Origin of the sequence: Halobacillus sp. BAB-2008, from assembly GCF_000328325.1 — a bacterium.
In the GTDB taxonomy this organism is placed as follows: Bacteria; Bacillota; Bacilli; order Bacillales; family Halobacillaceae; genus Halobacillus.
Genome location: NZ_ANPF01000001.1, coordinates 1 through 17,214 on the forward strand (window position 1 = coordinate 1; position 17,214 = coordinate 17,214).

At 47.3% G+C, this 17,214-nt stretch carries 17 protein-coding genes, 1 pseudogene and 1 riboswitch; of the genes and pseudogenes, 14 read left to right on the top strand and 4 right to left on the bottom strand.

The genetic code is table 11. The features are described from left to right. Positions 1–18: 18 nt before the first annotated feature. The 4 genes and pseudogenes from D479_RS00005 to D479_RS00020 all read left to right on the top strand — a co-directional run. A pseudogene (locus tag D479_RS00005) lies at positions 19–420 on the top strand (hypothetical protein); the annotation flags it as partial. Between the two features lie 229 nt (positions 421–649). Beyond that, entirely contained in the window at positions 650–844 is a 195-nt protein-coding gene (locus D479_RS00010; RefSeq protein ID WP_008632208.1) for an SE1561 family protein, read from the top strand. After that, a complete protein-coding gene (locus tag D479_RS00015; RefSeq protein WP_008632210.1) occupies positions 841–1,314 on the top strand; it encodes a GNAT family N-acetyltransferase in 474 nt (157 codons plus the stop codon). The genes D479_RS00010 and D479_RS00015 overlap by 4 nt, the downstream gene beginning before the upstream one ends. An 18-nt stretch (positions 1,315–1,332) precedes the next feature. Then, positions 1,333–1,788 carry an OsmC family protein gene (locus D479_RS00020; RefSeq protein ID WP_008632213.1) on the top strand — a complete coding sequence of 152 codons (456 nt, stop codon included), beginning with the start codon at positions 1,333–1,335 and terminating at the stop codon, positions 1,786–1,788. Positions 1,789–1,843: 55 nt separating this feature from the next. Here the strand turns inward: D479_RS00020 and D479_RS00025 are convergent, their stop codons facing one another. Further along, the gene (locus D479_RS00025) at positions 1,844–3,508 is read right to left on the bottom strand and encodes an alpha-glucosidase (protein ID WP_008632216.1); all 1,665 of its coding nucleotides are present in this window, start codon (positions 3,506–3,508) and stop codon (positions 1,844–1,846) included. Between the two features lie 250 nt (positions 3,509–3,758). On the opposite strand from D479_RS00025, the gene D479_RS00030 reads away from it, so the two are divergent. From D479_RS00030 to D479_RS00070, 9 genes are all read left to right on the top strand, one after another. Further along, the gene (locus tag D479_RS00030) at positions 3,759–4,274 is read left to right on the top strand and encodes a hypothetical protein (protein WP_008632218.1); all 516 of its coding nucleotides are present in this window, start codon (positions 3,759–3,761) and stop codon (positions 4,272–4,274) included. Between the two features lie 70 nt (positions 4,275–4,344). Further along, positions 4,345–4,493, top strand: a riboswitch (FMN riboswitch). 130 nt (positions 4,494–4,623) lie between these two features. Continuing rightward, the gene (gene ribD, locus D479_RS00035; protein ID WP_039870282.1) at positions 4,624–5,715 is read left to right on the top strand and encodes a bifunctional diaminohydroxyphosphoribosylaminopyrimidine deaminase/5-amino-6-(5-phosphoribosylamino)uracil reductase RibD; all 1,092 of its coding nucleotides are present in this window, start codon (positions 4,624–4,626) and stop codon (positions 5,713–5,715) included. Between the two features lie 5 nt (positions 5,716–5,720). Beyond that, complete coding sequence (ribE, locus tag D479_RS00040) at positions 5,721–6,371, top strand: riboflavin synthase (RefSeq protein WP_008632222.1); 651 nt, start codon at positions 5,721–5,723, stop codon at positions 6,369–6,371. A gap of 12 nt (positions 6,372–6,383) precedes the next feature. Beyond that, entirely contained in the window at positions 6,384–7,577 is a 1,194-nt protein-coding gene (locus D479_RS00045; RefSeq protein ID WP_008632224.1) for a bifunctional 3,4-dihydroxy-2-butanone-4-phosphate synthase/GTP cyclohydrolase II, read from the top strand. A gap of 15 nt (positions 7,578–7,592) precedes the next feature. Beyond that, the gene (gene ribE, locus D479_RS00050) at positions 7,593–8,060 is read left to right on the top strand and encodes a 6,7-dimethyl-8-ribityllumazine synthase (protein WP_008632226.1); all 468 of its coding nucleotides are present in this window, start codon (positions 7,593–7,595) and stop codon (positions 8,058–8,060) included. A gap of 112 nt (positions 8,061–8,172) precedes the next feature. After that, positions 8,173–9,597, top strand: a complete 1,425-nt coding sequence (locus D479_RS00055) for a deoxyribodipyrimidine photo-lyase (protein WP_008632227.1) — start codon at positions 8,173–8,175, stop codon at positions 9,595–9,597. A 22-nt stretch (positions 9,598–9,619) separates the two neighbouring features. Then, positions 9,620–10,861, top strand: a complete 1,242-nt coding sequence (locus D479_RS00060; RefSeq protein WP_008632228.1) for an aminopeptidase — start codon at positions 9,620–9,622, stop codon at positions 10,859–10,861. A 204-nt stretch (positions 10,862–11,065) separates the two neighbouring features. Then, on the top strand, positions 11,066–12,082 hold the full coding sequence (locus tag D479_RS00065; RefSeq protein WP_008632230.1) for an acyltransferase family protein: 1,017 nt from the start codon (positions 11,066–11,068) through the stop codon (positions 12,080–12,082). A 60-nt stretch (positions 12,083–12,142) separates the two neighbouring features. Beyond that, positions 12,143–12,805, top strand: a complete 663-nt coding sequence (locus D479_RS00070) for a type 1 glutamine amidotransferase domain-containing protein (protein ID WP_008632231.1) — start codon at positions 12,143–12,145, stop codon at positions 12,803–12,805. An 81-nt stretch (positions 12,806–12,886) separates the two neighbouring features. Here D479_RS00070 and D479_RS00075 read toward each other — a convergent pair whose 3' ends face one another. Beyond that, positions 12,887–14,239 carry a YjiH family protein gene (locus D479_RS00075; RefSeq protein ID WP_008632232.1) on the bottom strand — a complete coding sequence of 451 codons (1,353 nt, stop codon included), beginning with the start codon at positions 14,237–14,239 and terminating at the stop codon, positions 12,887–12,889. 200 nt (positions 14,240–14,439) lie between these two features. On the opposite strand from D479_RS00075, the gene D479_RS00080 reads away from it, so the two are divergent. After that, the gene (locus D479_RS00080) at positions 14,440–15,411 is read left to right on the top strand and encodes a DUF523 and DUF1722 domain-containing protein (RefSeq protein ID WP_008632233.1); all 972 of its coding nucleotides are present in this window, start codon (positions 14,440–14,442) and stop codon (positions 15,409–15,411) included. A gap of 1 nt (position 15,412) precedes the next feature. Here the strand turns inward: D479_RS00080 and D479_RS00085 are convergent, their stop codons facing one another. Together D479_RS00085 and D479_RS00090 are read right to left on the bottom strand one after the other, a co-directional pair. Further along, entirely contained in the window at positions 15,413–16,279 is an 867-nt protein-coding gene (locus D479_RS00085) for a fructosamine kinase family protein (protein WP_008632234.1), read from the bottom strand. Positions 16,280–16,305: 26 nt separating this feature from the next. Next, positions 16,306–17,196 carry a GNAT family N-acetyltransferase gene (locus D479_RS00090; protein ID WP_008632235.1) on the bottom strand — a complete coding sequence of 297 codons (891 nt, stop codon included), beginning with the start codon at positions 17,194–17,196 and terminating at the stop codon, positions 16,306–16,308. Between the last annotated feature and the right edge of the window lie 18 nt (positions 17,197–17,214).

Below are 17,214 nucleotides of genomic sequence, written 5' to 3' on the forward strand. Positions count from 1 at the left end.
CGGTTTTAAAAGTGGTAACTTGCTGATTTGGCCTTTGCGGTCGATTCGATTCTTGCTGCGGTAGCTCTTGCAGTCGCTTTGCCGGAAACACCTCTTCCGGAAGTGGGGAGTTTGGACGGTGGGCAATTCGCTGTCATCCTTGCGGGAGGTATGATTGGAATCATCATCATGCGTTTTGCGGCCAACGTTTTCGTTAAATTGTTGAAATCACGACCTGGATTGGAAATTGCTGCCTTTGTCATCGTCGGATGGGTAGGGGTAAAGCTCGTCGTTTCTACATTAGCCCACCCGAATATTCAGATTCTCGATGAGCACTTCGCTCATTCTACGACGTGGAAGCTGATCTTCTACTCTATCCTCGTGTTGATTGCCGTTCTTGGGTGGTTCTTGTCAGGAAAGAAAGAAGTACAGGAAGACTGAGAAAGGAAAGAGCATGCAGTTTGTTATATCTCCCTTCGTGATGTTCATGGTTCGGAGTTCCGCAGCTGTAGTGGTACGACATCTTAATAGGATTCTTAACTAAGTTAAAGGTAAGAGCGGCAGGGTATGCCGCTTTTTTTGTGCCAAATTCTTTTCAACCCACATACCGGCAGGTTAAGATAGAAGTAATAACGATGGAGTGACTAACTATGACAGGAGGGTTTTATCGATGGGCAAAGCCGTACAGCATCCTTCCGAACAGTTTCATTACATTAAGAATCGGATTCATATGTTGAATCAAGTCGTGTCTACCATGGAATCGGAAGACGTGGATATGGAAGATTTCAACAGGGTCCTGGATATGATTGAACAGTTGCAGATGAAAATGACCCGGTTTAAACAGGACTGGGAGAAAAGCGAATGAATGATATCTGGAAGTTCACCAAAATGACCCAGCAGGAGGCGGAAACGATCGCCGAATGGAAGTACCCTGCCCCTTATGACTTTTATGACATGACAGCGGATGAAGAGGATTACGTGGAATTCATTGATCCAGTTAGAAGAAATCCAGAGACGTACAGTGTCAGCCAGGGAGGAAGCCTCATTGGGTTTTTCAGCTTTACCAAGAACACAGCTGTGGACATCAGCCTGGGACTGCATCCGGAACGTACCGGGAAAGGCGAAGGGGAGTACTTTCTCAAACAAGTGCTTCTGTTTGGCCGGTCCCTGTACGGAAACAGACGCTTCACTTTAGCTGTAGCCGCTTTTAATAAACGGGCGATTCGTGTTTATGAGCGGTGCGGTTTTTCTTGCACGAAGAGTTTCGAGCAGGCGACAAATGGAGATGTGTTTGATTTCATCGCTATGGAGCATCAAGGATCGAGGACCCCTTAGATAAGGAGAGGAAATAGAATGGCAGATCATCATTTTTACTTGAAAGCCGAATGGCCGGGAGGACGCAACGAAGTCGGCCATATCGATGCAGGAAACTTAAAGACGAAAATATCCATACCCGCAAGCATGGACGGGCCTGAAGTAGGCACGAACCCGGACGAAATGCTGTTGGGAGCAGCTTCAACGTGCTATATCATAAGTCTGGCCGCCATGATTGAGCGTGCCGACCTGCCTTTGCAGGAAATGGATATGGACTCGGAAGGAATTGTCGATGTTACCAATGGTGTTTTTACTTATAAGACGATTATCCATCGTCCACGCGTCGTTTTAAAGTCCGGTTCTGATGAAAAGCAATTATCCAAGCTGAACCGTTTGGTGGAGAAGGCAGAAAAAAGCTGTATGATCTCCCGCGCGATCGAAGGAAATGTTGAACTTCGTCTGGAGGCGGATGTAAGGATCGCCGATGCTGAATAAAAAAAGGAGTGTCTCTGGCTTTTGCGGCGGGAGACACTCCTTTTTTCTGTTGTATTTAGTTGTTTGAAACGATATATACACGTGCTTCAAACGGTTTGAGTGGAAATTCCTTTGCTTGTATATGCTTTGGTACTTCCATATTGGACAAGACGAGAGCACTGGAATCGAGGGAGAAAGAAGATTGAACACGGGCGACGCTGCCGGTCAAATTAGCAAAGACGATCGCTGTCTTGTCATGGAGCGTACGCGTGTATGCGTAAATGTGTGGATCGTCTTCCATGATCAATTCGTACGTGCCGTATGTGAAAAGATCATGGTCTTTCTTCAGGCGGATCAGATTCTTGTAATGATTAAGAATCGATGCGGGGTTGTTTTCCTGATCAGCGACATTAATGGTCTGGTAGTTTGGATTGACTTGGAGCCACGGATCTCCAGTAGTGAATCCCGCATTCGGTTCATCGCTCCACTGCATAGGAGTCCGACTGTTATCCCGAGATGTATTCCAAAGAATTTCCATGATTTCTTCATGAGGGACTCCCTGTTCCTTTTTCTTCTGATACAAATTCTTTGCAGCCACATCATCGTAGTCTTCGATGGAAGGGAAGGCGAAATTCGTCATGCCGATTTCCTGTCCTTGGTAAATATAGGGTGTGCCCTGCATAAGGAAATACATAGTTGCGATGGAGGTGGCACTTTCCCTCCAGTACACTTCATCATCTCCCCATGTGGATACGACACGGGCTTTGTCATGGTTCTCTATGAAGAGTGCATTCCACCCGTCTCCTTCCAAGCCTTTCTGCCAACGGGTCAGTACTTTTTTCAGTCCGGGAATATCCAACTGCTGTTCGGCATTCTGATCCCACAAGTCCAAGTGTTCAAATTGGAAGATCATATCCATCTTCCCATTCTCGCCGACCCATAAATCCGCTTCATCTGCGCTGACTCCGTTCGCTTCTCCAACGGTCATGACGTCGTAATTCGAATAGGTTTCCTCCTTGAATTCTTGAAGGAACTCGTGGATACCTTCCTGATTCATATGCATATCAAAGGAGGAGACGTACTTCTCTTTCTTTGGATTCGGCATATCAGGAAACCCCGGCCGCTTCTTGATATGGCTGATTGCATCAATGCGGAAACCGTCGATCCCTTTCTCGAGCCACCAGTTGACCGTATCGTAGAGCGCCTTCCTTACTTCGGCGTTCTCCCAGTTCAAATCCGGCTGCTTTGTAGAGAAAACGTGAAGGTAGTACTGCTCCGTCTTTTCATCCCATTCCCACGCCGATCCATCAAAAATACTCTCCCAGTTGTTCGGCTCGCTTCCTTCTTTCCCATCCTTCCAAATATACCAGTCGCGTTTTGGATTGTCTTTCGACTGCCTTGATTCCATAAACCAAGGGTGTTCATCGCTCGTATGGTTCAAAACCAAATCAATGATCAGCTTCATCCCGCGTTGGTGGACTTCCTCCAATAGACGGTCAAAATCATCCATCGTACCGAATTCTTCAAGAATATCCTGGTAATCAGAAATATCATAACCGTTGTCGTCTTTCGGAGATTTGTACATTGGACAAATCCAAATAAAATCGATGCCCATTTCTTTCAAATAGTCGAGCCGGTCGATCATTCCCTGTAAATCACCGATGCCGTCCCCGTTCGAATCCTGAAAGCTCCGCGGGTACACCTGGTAACCAACCGCTTCTTTCCACCAAACACGCTCCATAACCATCGCTCCATTTCTTTAGGAAATAAAATTATTAATGCAATCGATTGCATGACGAAGGATATCTATATAGTACTGATTATATAGAAAAATCAAAAAACATCCACTTTAAGATAAGTCTTTTTGTGCAAACGTTTTCTTTTATTTGTATCCTAATCGAATATCTTTCGATTTACAATAGGGAGAGGTGTGAAACTTATTACATGATGCAAGCGTAAGCAATAAGAGAGAATACCGGGAGGGTGATTTGATGCGCGGGTACAAAATTGCTAAGGATAAGGAACGACGTGGCATCTGTGTAAGTAATGATTGTGGAGAAGTGATCGGTGAAATTTATAAAACTTCCAAAAGAGGCTTGGAAAAGGAGAATAATTTTCTTTTTTCCTTTCGTTCTCAGGAGGTTTCTTTCGGTATTCAGAAGGGACGCATCCTTTTTGCTGCGTATCGTTATTCCATCTCAGGCATGGAATTCATCTTTAAAGACAACCCCTTGAAAAGTCTGCTTTATTTCTGTGTGGAAGGGGAGGTACGGGGAGACGCCGTAAAGCTGGAGGAGAACTGGAATAAGGAAATAGAAGTAAAAACAAAAAAGAAAGAGCTGGCGGTTATTCGTCCTTTTACATGGAAGACGGGGGCGGATCTGTCGGTTTCTGAGGATGTCACTGAAGATTCCTTCTTGTTTCCCCTGATTGTGCTAACGTATTTTTTATATAAGGTGTATAAGGACGAAACAGCATTCATCGACGGACTGATCGAATGGGTGTAAGGGATTGTCAGACGTAAGGATTGCGAATTTTGTTCGTTTCCGTTATATTTAAAGTGTTCAAATCGAATAAGAGAACCTTCGGGGTCGGGTGAAAATCCCAGCCGGCGGAAAGAGCAGCTGCTCCAAGCCCGCGACGGAAAGTCAGTGTTAAGCACGGCTTTCCCTGATTTGGTGAAAATCCAAAGCCGACAGTGAAAGTCTGGATGGGAGAAGGTTGTAGGAACGTAATGGTACATTTCTTGAGTCAAGTGTACCCTTTGTTTGCTGTACGCAAAAAAAATTACGTTAACGACCCTGGAGAAGTATGTCTTCTTCAGGGTCTTTTTTTTCAAAAATCGGAGGGATGCAGATGGAACGCGACGAGAAATATATGTCTATGGCTGTGGAAATGGCGAGCAGCACGGTAGGGCAGACGAGCCCTAACCCTTCCGTAGCGGCTGTTGTGGTGAAAGATAACCAAGTTGTCGGCGTAGGTGTCCACGTCAAAGCAGGTGAAGCCCATGCAGAGGTGCATGCGCTGCGAATGGCCGGGGAAAAGGCGGATGGCGCAGAGATCTATGTGACGCTTGAGCCGTGCAGTCATCACGGGCGCACGCCTCCTTGTGCACAAGCTGTCATAGATGCGGGAATCAGACGTGTCATCATTGCATCCCACGACCCCAATCCGAGAGTGTCAGGAAGAGGAATAGAGATGATGAGAGCACATGGCCTGGAAGTAGAAATGGGTGTGCTGAAAGCGGAAGCCGACAAGCTGAACCGCGCTTTCTTCCATTCCATCCAGACAGGAATGCCTTATGTCCGGTTGAAATCAGCCATGAGCCTCGATGGAAAGATTGCAACATCGACAGGCGAGAGTCAGTGGATTACGGGCGAGAAAGCACGTGCTGACGGGCATCGATACCGCCACCTTTCGGACGCTATTCTCGTCGGCATCAATACAGTACTGATGGATAATCCAAAGCTGACAACAAGAATGGAAGGGCAGGGTTCCCATCCCGTTCGGATTGTCATGGATACACATTTGAGGATTCCTCCATCGTCGCAGTTAATTCAAAACGGCGAGGCGCCTACATGGATCTTTACTCTGGAGAACGATCAAAAGAAGAAAGACTTGTTCGAAGAACAGGATCATGTGGAAGTCATTCGAATGGAAGGCTCGACTATTGCCGTCGATGATGTGCTTCGCTATCTTGGAAAGAAGCGGATTACTTCCCTTCTGGTAGAAGGCGGGGCGACTATAGCGGATGCTTTCGTCCGTGCCGGGAAAGTAGATGAAACAGTAACCTATATCGCACCGAAGCTGATCGGCGGCAGAGAGGCGCTGACCCCTGTCGGAGGCAAAGGGATCCAGCAATTGAAGAACGTCCAGTCGTTTGAAGTGATCTTGACGGAAATACTGGGAGACGATGTCAAAGTCGTATCTGTGAAAAAAGGAGAGTAGAAACAATGTTTACAGGAATCGTTGAAGAAATAGGAACGATGAAATCCGTAAAGAATAAGACGGAAGCGTTGGAAGTGACGGTCGAAGCAGATGTGGTAGTAAAAGATGTCCAGCTTGGAGACAGTATCTCGGTAAACGGCGTCTGCCTTACTGTGACAGGCTTTACGGATAAAACGGTAACCTTCGATGTCATGCCGGAAACCTACCGAGCGACGAATATTCACGAATTAAAACAGGGGAGTCCGGTGAATCTCGAGCGCGCCATGGCTGCCGGCGGGCGATTCGGCGGCCATCTAGTTTCCGGACACATTGATGGAACGGGCACCATCGTTTCCAAGAAGCCGGAGTCGAATGCTGTTTATTATGAGATTGAACTTCCGGACGAACTCATTCATTATTTCGTATATAAAGGATCGATTGCCGTCGATGGTACATCTTTGACGGTCTTCGGTGTCTCAGAGAACAAGGTGACGATATCCTTGATTCCTCATACGGTCGAGCATACTGTTCTCGGCGGGAAGGACCGCGGGGACCGAGTGAATATAGAATGTGACATGATCGGTAAGTACGTAGCCCATTTTCTAGGGGCAGAAAAGAAGCATGAACAAGCGGCTGGTATGTCGCAACAATTTCTTAAAGATAACGGATTTGCATAAGGGGTGAAAACTATGTTTGATTCCATAGAAAAAGCATTGGAAGATTTGAAAGCGGGGAAAGTCGTCATCGTTTGTGACGACGAGGACCGTGAAAATGAAGGAGACTTTATCGGAATTGCAGAACATGCGACTCCTGAGATGATCAATTTCATGATCAAATACGGCCGGGGTCTCGTCTGTGCTCCGGTGACGGAAGCGTTGGCTTCTGATCTCGAGTTGATGCCGATGGTCGATAGTAATTCCGACCCGAACCAGACGGCGTTCACGGTAAGCATCGACCATACCTCCACAACGACCGGGATTTCTGCAGATGAGCGGGCCCGGACTGTCAGGGAGATGTTGAATCCGGAGGCAACAGCAGCTGACTTTCAACGTCCAGGCCACATTTTTCCTCTGATTGCTAAAGAAGGCGGTGTCCTGAGAAGGGCAGGCCATACGGAAGCAGCGGTGGATTTGGCACGGCTGGCCGGAGCAAAGCCTGCCGGCGTTATTTGTGAAATCATTAAAGATGACGGAACGATGGCGCGTGTCCCCGATCTGCGGGAGATGGCCGACGAATTTAATATCCCGATGATCACGATTGCAGATTTGATCCAGTACCGCCATAAGAAAGAAAACCACGTCAAGCGTGAGGTGGAGGTGAAGATGCCTACGGAATACGGAGATTTCCGGGCTGTTGCCTTCACGAACGATATTGATAATAAAGACCACATCGCACTTGTCAAAGGAGATATCGATCCAAACGAACCGACGCTTGTCCGTGTGCACTCTGAGTGTCTGACTGGAGATGTCTTCGGATCCTATCGCTGTGACTGTGGTCCACAGCTCCACAATGCATTGAGACAGATTTCTGAAAACGGAAGCGGTGTCCTGCTTTATATGAGGCAGGAAGGGCGCGGAATCGGACTTTTGAATAAGCTGCATGCTTATAAGCTTCAGGAAGAAGGCTTGGATACGGTCGAAGCGAATGAGAAACTCGGTTTCGGACCGGATCTTCGTGATTATGGCGTGGGTGCTCAAATATTAAAGGATCTTGGCATCACTAAATTGAGATTGCTGACGAATAATCCTAAGAAGATCTCCGGCCTCGGCGGCTTTGGACTTGAAGTTGTAGAAAGAGTCCCGATTCAGATGCCGTCCCGCAAAGAGAACGAGCGGTACTTGAAGACGAAACAATCCAAGATGGGTCATTTATTTCACTATTAGAAAGGGAGATGGAACATGGTTAAAACAATAGAAGGAAACTTAGTAGGAACTGGTTTGAAAGTGGGAATCGTCGTAGGACGGTTTAACGATTTCATTACAGGTAAACTGTACGAAGGAGCAGTCGATGCGTTCAAACGTCACGGTGTAGAACTGAATGATGTGGAAGTCGCCTATGTACCGGGTGCTTTTGAAATTCCTCTTGTAGCCTCCAAGATGGCGAACTCAGGGAAATATGATGCAGTCGTCACCCTTGGTGCTGTCATCCGCGGATCTACTCCGCACTTCGACTATGTATGTAACGAAGCAGCAAAAGGAGTTTCCCAGGCATCGAACCAGAGCGGTATCCCGGTGATCTTCGGTGTCATTACAACAGACACAATTGAGCAGGCAATCGAGCGTGCGGGTACGAAAGCTGGTAACAAAGGTTGGGAAGCAGCCACTGCGGCGATCGAGATGGCTACATTGATGAAGCATTTCGAGTGATTTAATACACCAAGAGCTGTTCAGTTCCATCTGAGCGGCTCTTTTTTTATACGTCCGGTTTATGGCTTTTATTAAAAAGGAAAGGATAATAGAGAAGGAGTGGAAGAGAACAATGACAAAGAGAGCGGTCTGGTTCCGCAGAGACTTACGATTACAGGACAATACAGCATTAGCGAAGGCTTTGGAGCATACAAAGGACGGGGATGAACTTCTCCTGTTCTTTCATATACACCCGGCTTTAAATGAATCATTTACAGCAAGGCATGATTATTTCTTCCAAACCCTTGCATCTTTCGTTGAAAAAGCAGAAGATGCCGGGGCGCCGGTTCATTTTATTACAGGGGATACAGAAGATGCATTTGAAAATTTAATCGAAACTGCCGGGATCGATATGGTTTATTTTAACCGAGACGAAACAGGGTTCGGCTATGAGAGAGATAAGCAGGTCGAGAAATACGTAACGTCTCTGGATGTCGACGTCTATCATTACTTGGACCACCATATTCATGGTGCCGATGAAGTGAAGAAGCAGGATGGCGGTTTTTACAAAGTTTTCACTCCTTATCTGAAGAAGTGGAAGCAGCTTCCGAAACCGGCGGTGCAGAAAGTCGATGATGAGTTACTGAAGAAAGCTGCCGTCGATGAGCGTGCCTCGTTCAAGGAAGGGGAATCCGCGTATGCTGATTTGCTCGAAAAAATCGAAGCAGATTTCGGCGGTGTCGGGGAAGCAGATGCGTGGGCACGTCTGGAACAATTCCTTGATGCGGATATTTACGATTATGACGAGCGCCGTGATTTCCCTGCGGTCGATGGGACAAGTCTGATGTCCAGGTATTTGAGGACCGGTGCCATTTCTGTACGCAGTGTCTATCATCAGATCCATGACCAGGTCGACTTCCGTAAGAAAACGGAAGGAGTGGAAACGTATATATCCGAGCTTGCCTGGCGTGATTTTTATAATATGATTTATCACTTCTATCCGAATGCACATGATGAAGAAGTAGTAGAAAAGTATCAAGGGATTCCCTGGAATAATGACGAAGACGTATTGGAGCGTTGGAAAGAAGGAAGGACCGGATTTCCTATCATTGATGCGGCGATGAGGCAGTTGAACGAGAGCGGCTGGATGCACAACCGGCTCCGTATGGCGGTTGCGTCGTTTTTGACGAAGGATTTGCTGATGGATTGGCGGAAAGGCGAACGTTATTTCCAGGAAAAACTCGTCGATTATGATCCCGCCTCCAACATCGGGGGATGGCAGTGGGCAGCTTCAACCGGAACGGATCCGGTCCCATATTTCCGCGTATTCAACCCGACCCGGCAGTCCGAAAGGTTCGATCCACATGGGCGGTTTATTAAAGAATGGCTGCCGGAGCTGCGGGACGTCCCGAAGAAGTATATCCACGAACCAGCGAAGATGCCGGAAAACGAACAAGAGAAAGCGAAGTGTATGATCGGGGAGGATTATCCGGAACCGTTGGTTGATCATAAACGAATGCGTGAGAGAGCGATTCAATTATTCAAAGATAAATCATAACAGTCTTAGAGGAGGTATATAGATGAGTTTTCAGAGGAAACTGGAAAAATACGCAGATATTGCTTTAAAGAAAGGTGTTCATTTACAGCAGGGACAGGGGCTGATCATCAACGCCCCCATCGAAGCAGCTGATTTCGTGCGCACCATCGGGGCGAAAGCATACGGTAGAGGAGCTAAGGACGTCCACATGGAGTGGAGCGACGAAATGTTGAATTACATGAAGCTTAAGAATGCCCCGATGGAAGTGCTGGAACATTTTCCGGAATGGAAAGCAGAAGGGCTGAGGCAGATGGTGGCAGACGGCTACGCTCTTCTCAGCATTTATGGGCCGGACCCCGACCTTCTTAAGGATGTGGACTCGGAACGCGTGGCGAAAGCGAATAAAGCGAGTGCAGAAGCGTTGACCGAGTATCGGGACTACGTTATGAATGACAAAACCACCTGGTCTGTCATCGCTTATCCACAGAAAGCGTGGGCAAAGAAAGTGTTCCCTGACGATTCAGCCGACAAAGCGCAGGAAAAGCTGTGGGAGCAGATCTTCCATATTACGAGAATCGATCAGGAAGACGCTGTACAGGCATGGGAAGACCATAATGACAGGCTTCGAAAAATCCGTGAATTCCTGAATGGAAAGCAGTACAAGAAACTCCACTACAAGGGACCCGGCACGGACCTGTCCATCGAACTTGTGCAGGATCATATTTGGCACGGGGGATCAGCTGTTTCTGAAGGAGGGGTTGAATTCAACCCGAATATCCCGACAGAAGAAGTGTTTACCATGCCTCATAAAAACGGAGTGCAGGGGACGGTGACAAGCACCAAGCCTCTTAATTACGGTGGGAATCTGATTGATAATTTCACACTGACTTTCCAGAATGGTATGGTGGTCGACTTCTCTGCAGAGTCGGGAGAAGAGACGCTGAAGCATTTATTGGAAATGGATAATGGGGCGAAACGGTTAGGGGAAGTTGCTCTCGTACCTCATGAGTCTCCGATCTCCCAGTCCGGACATATATTCTTTAACACACTTTATGATGAGAATGCCTCCTGCCACTTAGCACTTGGAAAGGCTTATCCGACGAATGTAGCAGGCGGATCCGGCTTTACGAAAGAGCAGATGGATCATCATGGTGTTAATGACAGTCTCATTCACGAGGACTTCATGATGGGTTCCGGGGCGCTGGATATTGATGGAGAAACCCATGATGGAAGTTATGAACCTATCTTCCGCAAAGGAGCATGGGCCATTCCCCTGGAAGATTAATCAAGGAAAGACACCCCGTCGGACGGGGTGTCCTCTTTCTTTTTTGACGGATCATTTACAAACACTTTCCATCCTTGACATTCGTATTACAGTTCATTTAAATTGCGATGAATACCGCTTGGATTGTTCATAAATGTGGTAACAATAGGGTAGAGATAAATTACTGAGACAACTTTTTCTATTCATAAAGAAGGGTGAGACCACATGAAGCGTGATGCTTTTTTTGACAATGCAAAGTTGGTGTTGATTTTCCTTGTCGTTTTCGGACATTTGATACAGCCGTTCACCGGCGATTCCAGACCTATGTACACCCTTTATACATGGATCTATACGTTCCATATGCCTGCATTCATTTTCCTTGCTGGATTCTTTGCGAAAGGCTCCGGCGAGAAGGACTATATTATGAACTTAGCGAAGAAGCTGATTCTTCCTTACTTGATATTCCAACTCGTTTATACCGGGTATTACTTCTTCATCGGTAAAGAGTCTGAATTGACCGGTATTTTCTACCCGCACTGGTCCCTGTGGTTCTTGTTCAGCTTGTTCTGCTGGCATATTCTCCTTTACTGGTTCAAGAAGGTACCGCCGATTCTCGGGGTGGCGATTGCCGTCCAAATCGGAGTGGTGGTTGGATACTTTACGGATATCGGTCACCATTTCAGCTTGTCACGAACATTCGTATTCTTCCCGTTCTTCCTTGCTGGTTACTGGTTGACGAAAGATCATGTGAAGCAGTGGAGAACGCGAAGGGTAAGAGAAATCAGCCTTGTGATTATGGCCTCTGTCGCTGTATTGATTGCGATGTTTCCGGAGATCAGTTCCGGATGGCTGCTAGGTTCTAAGTCATATGAGGTACTCGGCAGTCCGGAAATGGGCGGTATCGTCCGTTTGGGAATCTATGTTCTAGCCGGAATTATGATGGTCAGTGTTCTTTCCTGGATACCGGGAAAAGAATTCCGTCTCACTTATTTGGGCGGAAAGACCCTGTATGTCTACTTGCTCCATGGCTTCTTCATCCAGTTTTTCCGTCAGGCCGGCTGGTTTAAGGTCGATAACGTATTCGACGTGCTCGGCCTCGCGATTATTGCGGCAGCTATCGTATATCTACTGTCCAGCAGCATAATCAGGACGTTGACCCAGCCGCTGATCGAAGGACGCTTCCAACTGATTAAGAAATGGTGGAGCCGTATGGTAAATAAAGATTCCACCTTCCAATCTTAATGATTGAAATGCCTGGACTTGCGAATAATAGGAAAGATATTTGCAAGGAGGGGTACAGATATGACGAAAAAAATCCTGATGATTGTAACGAATGCCGATCGTATGGATGGGAACGAAACGGGACTCTGGTTATCTGAATTCGTCGAGCCCGCCACCGCATTCATGGAGGAAGGCTGGGAAGTAACCGCAGCCAGCCCTCAGGGTGGACGGCCTCCCATTGATCCGAACAGCTATAGTAACGAACTTCCCCGGTTCTGGGACGGTGTGATGGAACCCATCCATGATACGGTTCCGTTGGGCGCTGTGGATCCTACGAAATACAGTGCTATCTTCTTATGCGGTGGACACGGGACGATGATTGATTTTCCTGCTAATGAGCATTTAGAGGAACTGCTTCGGCATTTTCTAACCGAAGGGAAAGTTATCGCCTCTGTCTGCCACGGGCCGGCCGGATTTATCGGAGTGAAAGACCACAACGATCAGTTGCTCCTGGAAGGTCGGAAAGTGACCGGATTCACAAATGAAGAAGAAGAGAAGACGGGGCTTGCTTCTGTCGTGCCGTTTTCTCTGGAAGACCGCATGAATGAATCCGGTGCCGTGTTTGATAAGGGGGAGGACTACAGCGATCATGTCGTTGTCGATCTTCCGTTTATCACCGGGCAGAATCCTCAATCCAGCTTAAGTACAGCCCAAAAAATTATAGAGGAATTGAAAACCCGCTGAGTGTGATCTCAGCGGGTTTTTTAAGTACATGCATGTATGAAAAAAACCGCCGAGAGAGAATTCTCGGCGGGAGTTAGGATTTTAGAACAGGAAATGTGCAATTAGTGTAATGATCGGAAGTGTAATGATGGTACGTTCAAGGAAGATAATGAACAAGTCCTTCATATTGACCGGCACCTTCGATCCGAGCAGCAGCCCACCGACCTCAGACATGTAGATCAACTGAGTTACGGAAAGTGCAGCAATGATGAATCGTGTCATTTCACTTTCGATGGAAGAACCGATAATGGCAGGCAGGAACATATCGGCAAATCCGACGAGAATGGTTTCTGATGCTTCTTTCGCATAAGGAACCTGCATGAGCTCAAGTAATGGGATAAACGGTGTTCCAATCCATGCAAAGAATGGAGTGAATTCGGCTACCACTAGAGCCAGCGTCCCTAGAGCCATGACAATCGGGGCGACACCCATCCACATGTCCAGGATGTTCTGCGCTCCCTGTTTGAAGAAGTTGGCGAGGCTTGTAGACTTGCTTCCTCTTTCTACGGCTTTGGCATAGCCGTAAGTGAACAGATTGTGGTGTTCGGGTACTTCTTCGTTCTGGTCTGCTGGTTCCTCTGTAACATAGGTGTCCGCTTTGCGTGAGAGCGGAGGAATACGCGGCATGATTAAAGCAGCGATAAATCCAGCAGCGACGACGGTCAAATAGAATGGTATGAACATATCTCCCAGCCCTACTTCTTTAATGACCACAAGGCTGAAGGTGATGGATACGACAGAGAAGGTCGTCCCGATGACGGCAGCTTCCCGTTTAGTATAATAGCCTTCTTCGTATTGTTTACTTGTCAAAAGGACACCGATGGTTCCATCTCCGAGCCAGGATGCGAGGGAGTCAATCGAAGATCTTCCCGGCAAACGGAACAACGGCCGCATAATCTTCTGCAGCACGACGCCGAACATTTCGAGCAGGCCGTAGTTCAATAAAAGCGGCAGGAACAAGCCTGCGAACAGAAACACGGCAAATAAGACGTGGAGCAGGGAATCGAGCAGCATGCCTCCGGTATTCTCAGAGGTGATGGCCTCCGGGCCGATTTGGAAGTACACCATAATGGCGAAAATCATTCCTAAAACACGAGTAAATGCCCAAACGGGTGACACATTAAATAATGATTGGAAGAACGGTTTATCCTCCAATGCATTTGGTCCTGCCAGCTTCGTCAAAATCGTGCCGATGGCAGTTATTGTAATAATGATCGTCATGATCAAGGATAAGTAATCAGCTAAACCTGTCTCGACCCATCCAGCCAGTATGGCGATAGGAATCGTAATCGCGCCGTCTTCGCCGGAGATCGGGAACATAAAAAGAAAAATACCGATCAGGGACGGAATGATGAAGCGCAGGTGTGAAGTAAGCTTAAAGTCTCTAGCTTTCATCCGGAATCTCTCCTGTCGTTCAGTGTTGTTTTATTTATAAGCATTTGAGAATAATTATACAGCATTATCTATTCTATTACGTTTTGGGACAAAAACCAATAGGAAATTTGTAGAGGATCGTCCTTGTATGTTTATCTATTGGGGAAATGAGGAATTTCTGCTAATACTACAGACTTTAATTAGAAAAAAGGGGGATTATTGTGAAAGAATTCGTTGTTCCCAAAGTTGTCGTGAGCCGCTGTTTGGAATTTGATGAAGTGAGGTACAACGGAGCGGTCATTCCGGATAAAGCAGTCCAGCGGATGGCTCCGTATGTAGAGTTCGTGCCGGTTTGTCCGGAAGTGGAAATCGGGCTTGGAGTGCCCAGGGAGACGATCCGTATTGTCGGAGGAGAGAAGGAAAGACTCGTTCAGCCGAAAACAGGAGAAGATTTGACGACAGGAATGAATGCTTTTACGGAATCTTTTCTGAATAGTATCGGCAGTGAGGTGGACGGGTTTTTATTGAAGAATCGTTCTCCGACATGCGGTATGCAGGATGTGAAAGTCTACTACGATATAGACCATCCGCAAGTGTCTGGGAAGTCGTCCGGTTTCTTTGCGAGGGGAGTCCTAAAGAGGTATCCTGGTCTTGCCCTGGAGGAAGAAGGACGCTTGAAGAATTTCACATTAAGGCATCATTACTTTACGAAATTGTTCACGCTGGCCTCTTTCCGGAAGATGAAAGCACACGGGCAGATGAAGGACCTTCAGAAATTTCATTCTTCCAATAAGTACTTGTTCATGGCTTATCATCCCGGGACGTTGAAAAAGATGGGGAGAGTGGTTGCCAATCATGATCATCTGTCTATACAAGGTGTGTTCCATGAATATGAACCGCTGCTTTATGAATTGATGGCAGAGCCGGCAAAAGCTGCGTCACATATTAATGTTTGTCAGCATATCGCCGGGTATTTCAAGAAGGAGCTTTCGGCAGAAGAGAAAGAGGACTTCCAGACGCTGCTCAAACGATACAAAGAAGAGAAGGTGCCGTTGAGTGCGGTGCTGAGCGTATTGAATACATGGACGGTCCGCTTCCGCAGCGGGTATTTAAAAGACCAGACGTATTTTGAGCCGTATCCATCTGATCTCTTGGAAATATCGGATTCAGGAAAGGGCAGGGCCTATTCCTGAATCACCCCGCATAGTGTTTTAATATTCTGTCGACCTGTCCACCGTAGCTCTCCCCGAATATATTCAAATGTACGAGCAGGTAGAAGAGTTGATAGATCGGTTTGGTATCATGGTAGTGTGGCGGAAGGTCAGCAACCTCCCTGTAATGGTGGAGGAATTCAGAAGGGAATCCACCGAACAATTCCGTCATGGCAAGATCAAAGCACGGGTCTCCATACAGGACGGAAGGATCGATCAGGCAGGGAGAGCCGTTTTCATCCGCCATCCAGTTTCCTCCCCAGAGATCACCGTGCAGAAGCGAAGCCTGCGGATGTGCTGGAACCCAGCGGTCAAGGAAGGCAATCAGCTGCTCGAGCCGGCTGCGGCGCTGCCCTGTGATTCTTCCGTTTGATATGCCATATTGCAATTGGCTCTTTAACCGGAAATCCGCATAGTAATCCGTCCAGGCAGAGCACCAATCGTTGGGCTGGTCGAGCTGGCCGACAAAGGTCGGTTCACCGAATCCGTAAGCTTCTCCTGTCTGCTTATGCATTTGGGCAATCTGTCTTCCGAGCTCGGAGGCCGGCTTCAGCTTTCCTGAATGAATCCATTCCATAGCAAGAGCTCCTGGTTCTCGGTTCTCCGGTTCATCAAAATAATACACTTCGGGCACCCGTATCGAACGACTTTCCCGGATCCGCTTTAATCCTTCCGCTTCTACTCGGAAGAAGTGAGAGGGGACCTGTTGATTAAGCTTAAAGAAGTAGTCCTGCTTCTCCGTTTCTACAAAGAGGGCTTCGTTAATATCGCCGCCGCTTACTGTATCAATCGTCATGATGGGAGCCTCATCATCCAATTTCCTTAAGATGTCACCCACGAGTTCCTTCATTCGTTCCCCTCCTGAAACATCATTTTTTAGTGAATGGTTTGCGTTACTGGTTTTGTCGCTTTTTGATAAGCCCGTATCGTATGGATATCCCGGAACCCAAACTGTTCATAAAGCCTGGCTGCTTGTCTGTTATTCGTCCGTACAGAGATAGTGACTACGTCGAGTTCCAGTGCGTAGAAAGCATATTGGAGCGCGTGTTCCATCAAAGCAGTCCCGATTCCGTTCTCACGGTATTCGCGCCCGACGTTGACGAAGCATATTTCCCCTTCCTGTTCTTCGGCAATGGTTTCAAAGTATGTGTACCCTGCAATGGTTCCATCGGCTGCATACCCCCATAAATGATTGCCGTCCTTTTCTGATAAGCGCAGCATCTCTTCTGTCGTATAGTAGGAGGCCGAAGGGTGAAGTTTATCCAGTGCGGTGTAGTCATCGCGAAGAATTTCAACGATCGCTCCGTCCTGTTTGTCGGAAGGGTAATAACTGGATTTGTGCAAAGCCAGAGTGCGTTCTACGTTATAGAGATCGAAGGCGTGTTTCTCCGCAAAATCGACAAGTGCTTCGTTCGCCTCAAAACAAGCTAGTTTGACAATGTCAAAGTGAAGCTGAACAGTAAGAGAAGCTTTGTCCCACAATTTCTCAATGACCAGCTCCTGCTGATGAAGAGCGAACGGACCGAGAAGTCGGCACAGCTTCTGTTCGAAAAAAGGCAGAATCCCAAGGAATCCTATGATTTCATCCCCGTCCCAAGCCACATAAGCGAGCGGTTCCTGAAATTGTGTCAATGTCCATATTTGTTCGAAAATTTCGTTCGCATCGGATGCCATCCAAGCAACATAGTGATGGTCCTGTTCATTCATCCGATGGAGCCAACCGGCGACTTTATGTAGTTCTCTTACTTCCAGTTCCCGAATCTGCATGCTTGCTCCTCCTCCCGT

Bases quoted from the DNA above. Each gene is read 5' to 3' on its own strand.
- D479_RS00070 (WP_008632231.1), top strand. From the start codon at position 12,143: ATGACGAAAAAAATCCTGATGATTGTAACGAATGCCGATCGTATGGAT.
- ribD (WP_039870282.1), top strand. From the start codon at position 4,624: ATGGAACGCGACGAGAAATATATGTCTATGGCTGTGGAAATGGCGAGC.
- D479_RS00075 (WP_008632232.1), bottom strand. From the start codon at position 14,239: ATGAAAGCTAGAGACTTTAAGCTTACTTCACACCTGCGCTTCATCATT.
- ribE (WP_008632222.1), top strand. From the start codon at position 5,721: ATGTTTACAGGAATCGTTGAAGAAATAGGAACGATGAAATCCGTAAAG.
- D479_RS00010 (WP_008632208.1), top strand. From the start codon at position 650: ATGGGCAAAGCCGTACAGCATCCTTCCGAACAGTTTCATTACATTAAG.
- D479_RS00065 (WP_008632230.1), top strand. From the start codon at position 11,066: ATGAAGCGTGATGCTTTTTTTGACAATGCAAAGTTGGTGTTGATTTTC.
- ribE (WP_008632226.1), top strand. From the start codon at position 7,593: ATGGTTAAAACAATAGAAGGAAACTTAGTAGGAACTGGTTTGAAAGTG.
- D479_RS00025 (WP_008632216.1), bottom strand. From the start codon at position 3,508: ATGGAGCGTGTTTGGTGGAAAGAAGCGGTTGGTTACCAGGTGTACCCG.
- D479_RS00090 (WP_008632235.1), bottom strand. From the start codon at position 17,196: ATGCAGATTCGGGAACTGGAAGTAAGAGAACTACATAAAGTCGCCGGT.
- D479_RS00085 (WP_008632234.1), bottom strand. From the start codon at position 16,279: ATGAAGGAACTCGTGGGTGACATCTTAAGGAAATTGGATGATGAGGCT.
- D479_RS00045 (WP_008632224.1), top strand. From the start codon at position 6,384: ATGTTTGATTCCATAGAAAAAGCATTGGAAGATTTGAAAGCGGGGAAA.
- D479_RS00030 (WP_008632218.1), top strand. From the start codon at position 3,759: ATGCGCGGGTACAAAATTGCTAAGGATAAGGAACGACGTGGCATCTGT.
- D479_RS00020 (WP_008632213.1), top strand. From the start codon at position 1,333: ATGGCAGATCATCATTTTTACTTGAAAGCCGAATGGCCGGGAGGACGC.
- D479_RS00015 (WP_008632210.1), top strand. From the start codon at position 841: ATGAATGATATCTGGAAGTTCACCAAAATGACCCAGCAGGAGGCGGAA.
- D479_RS00060 (WP_008632228.1), top strand. From the start codon at position 9,620: ATGAGTTTTCAGAGGAAACTGGAAAAATACGCAGATATTGCTTTAAAG.
- D479_RS00055 (WP_008632227.1), top strand. From the start codon at position 8,173: ATGACAAAGAGAGCGGTCTGGTTCCGCAGAGACTTACGATTACAGGAC.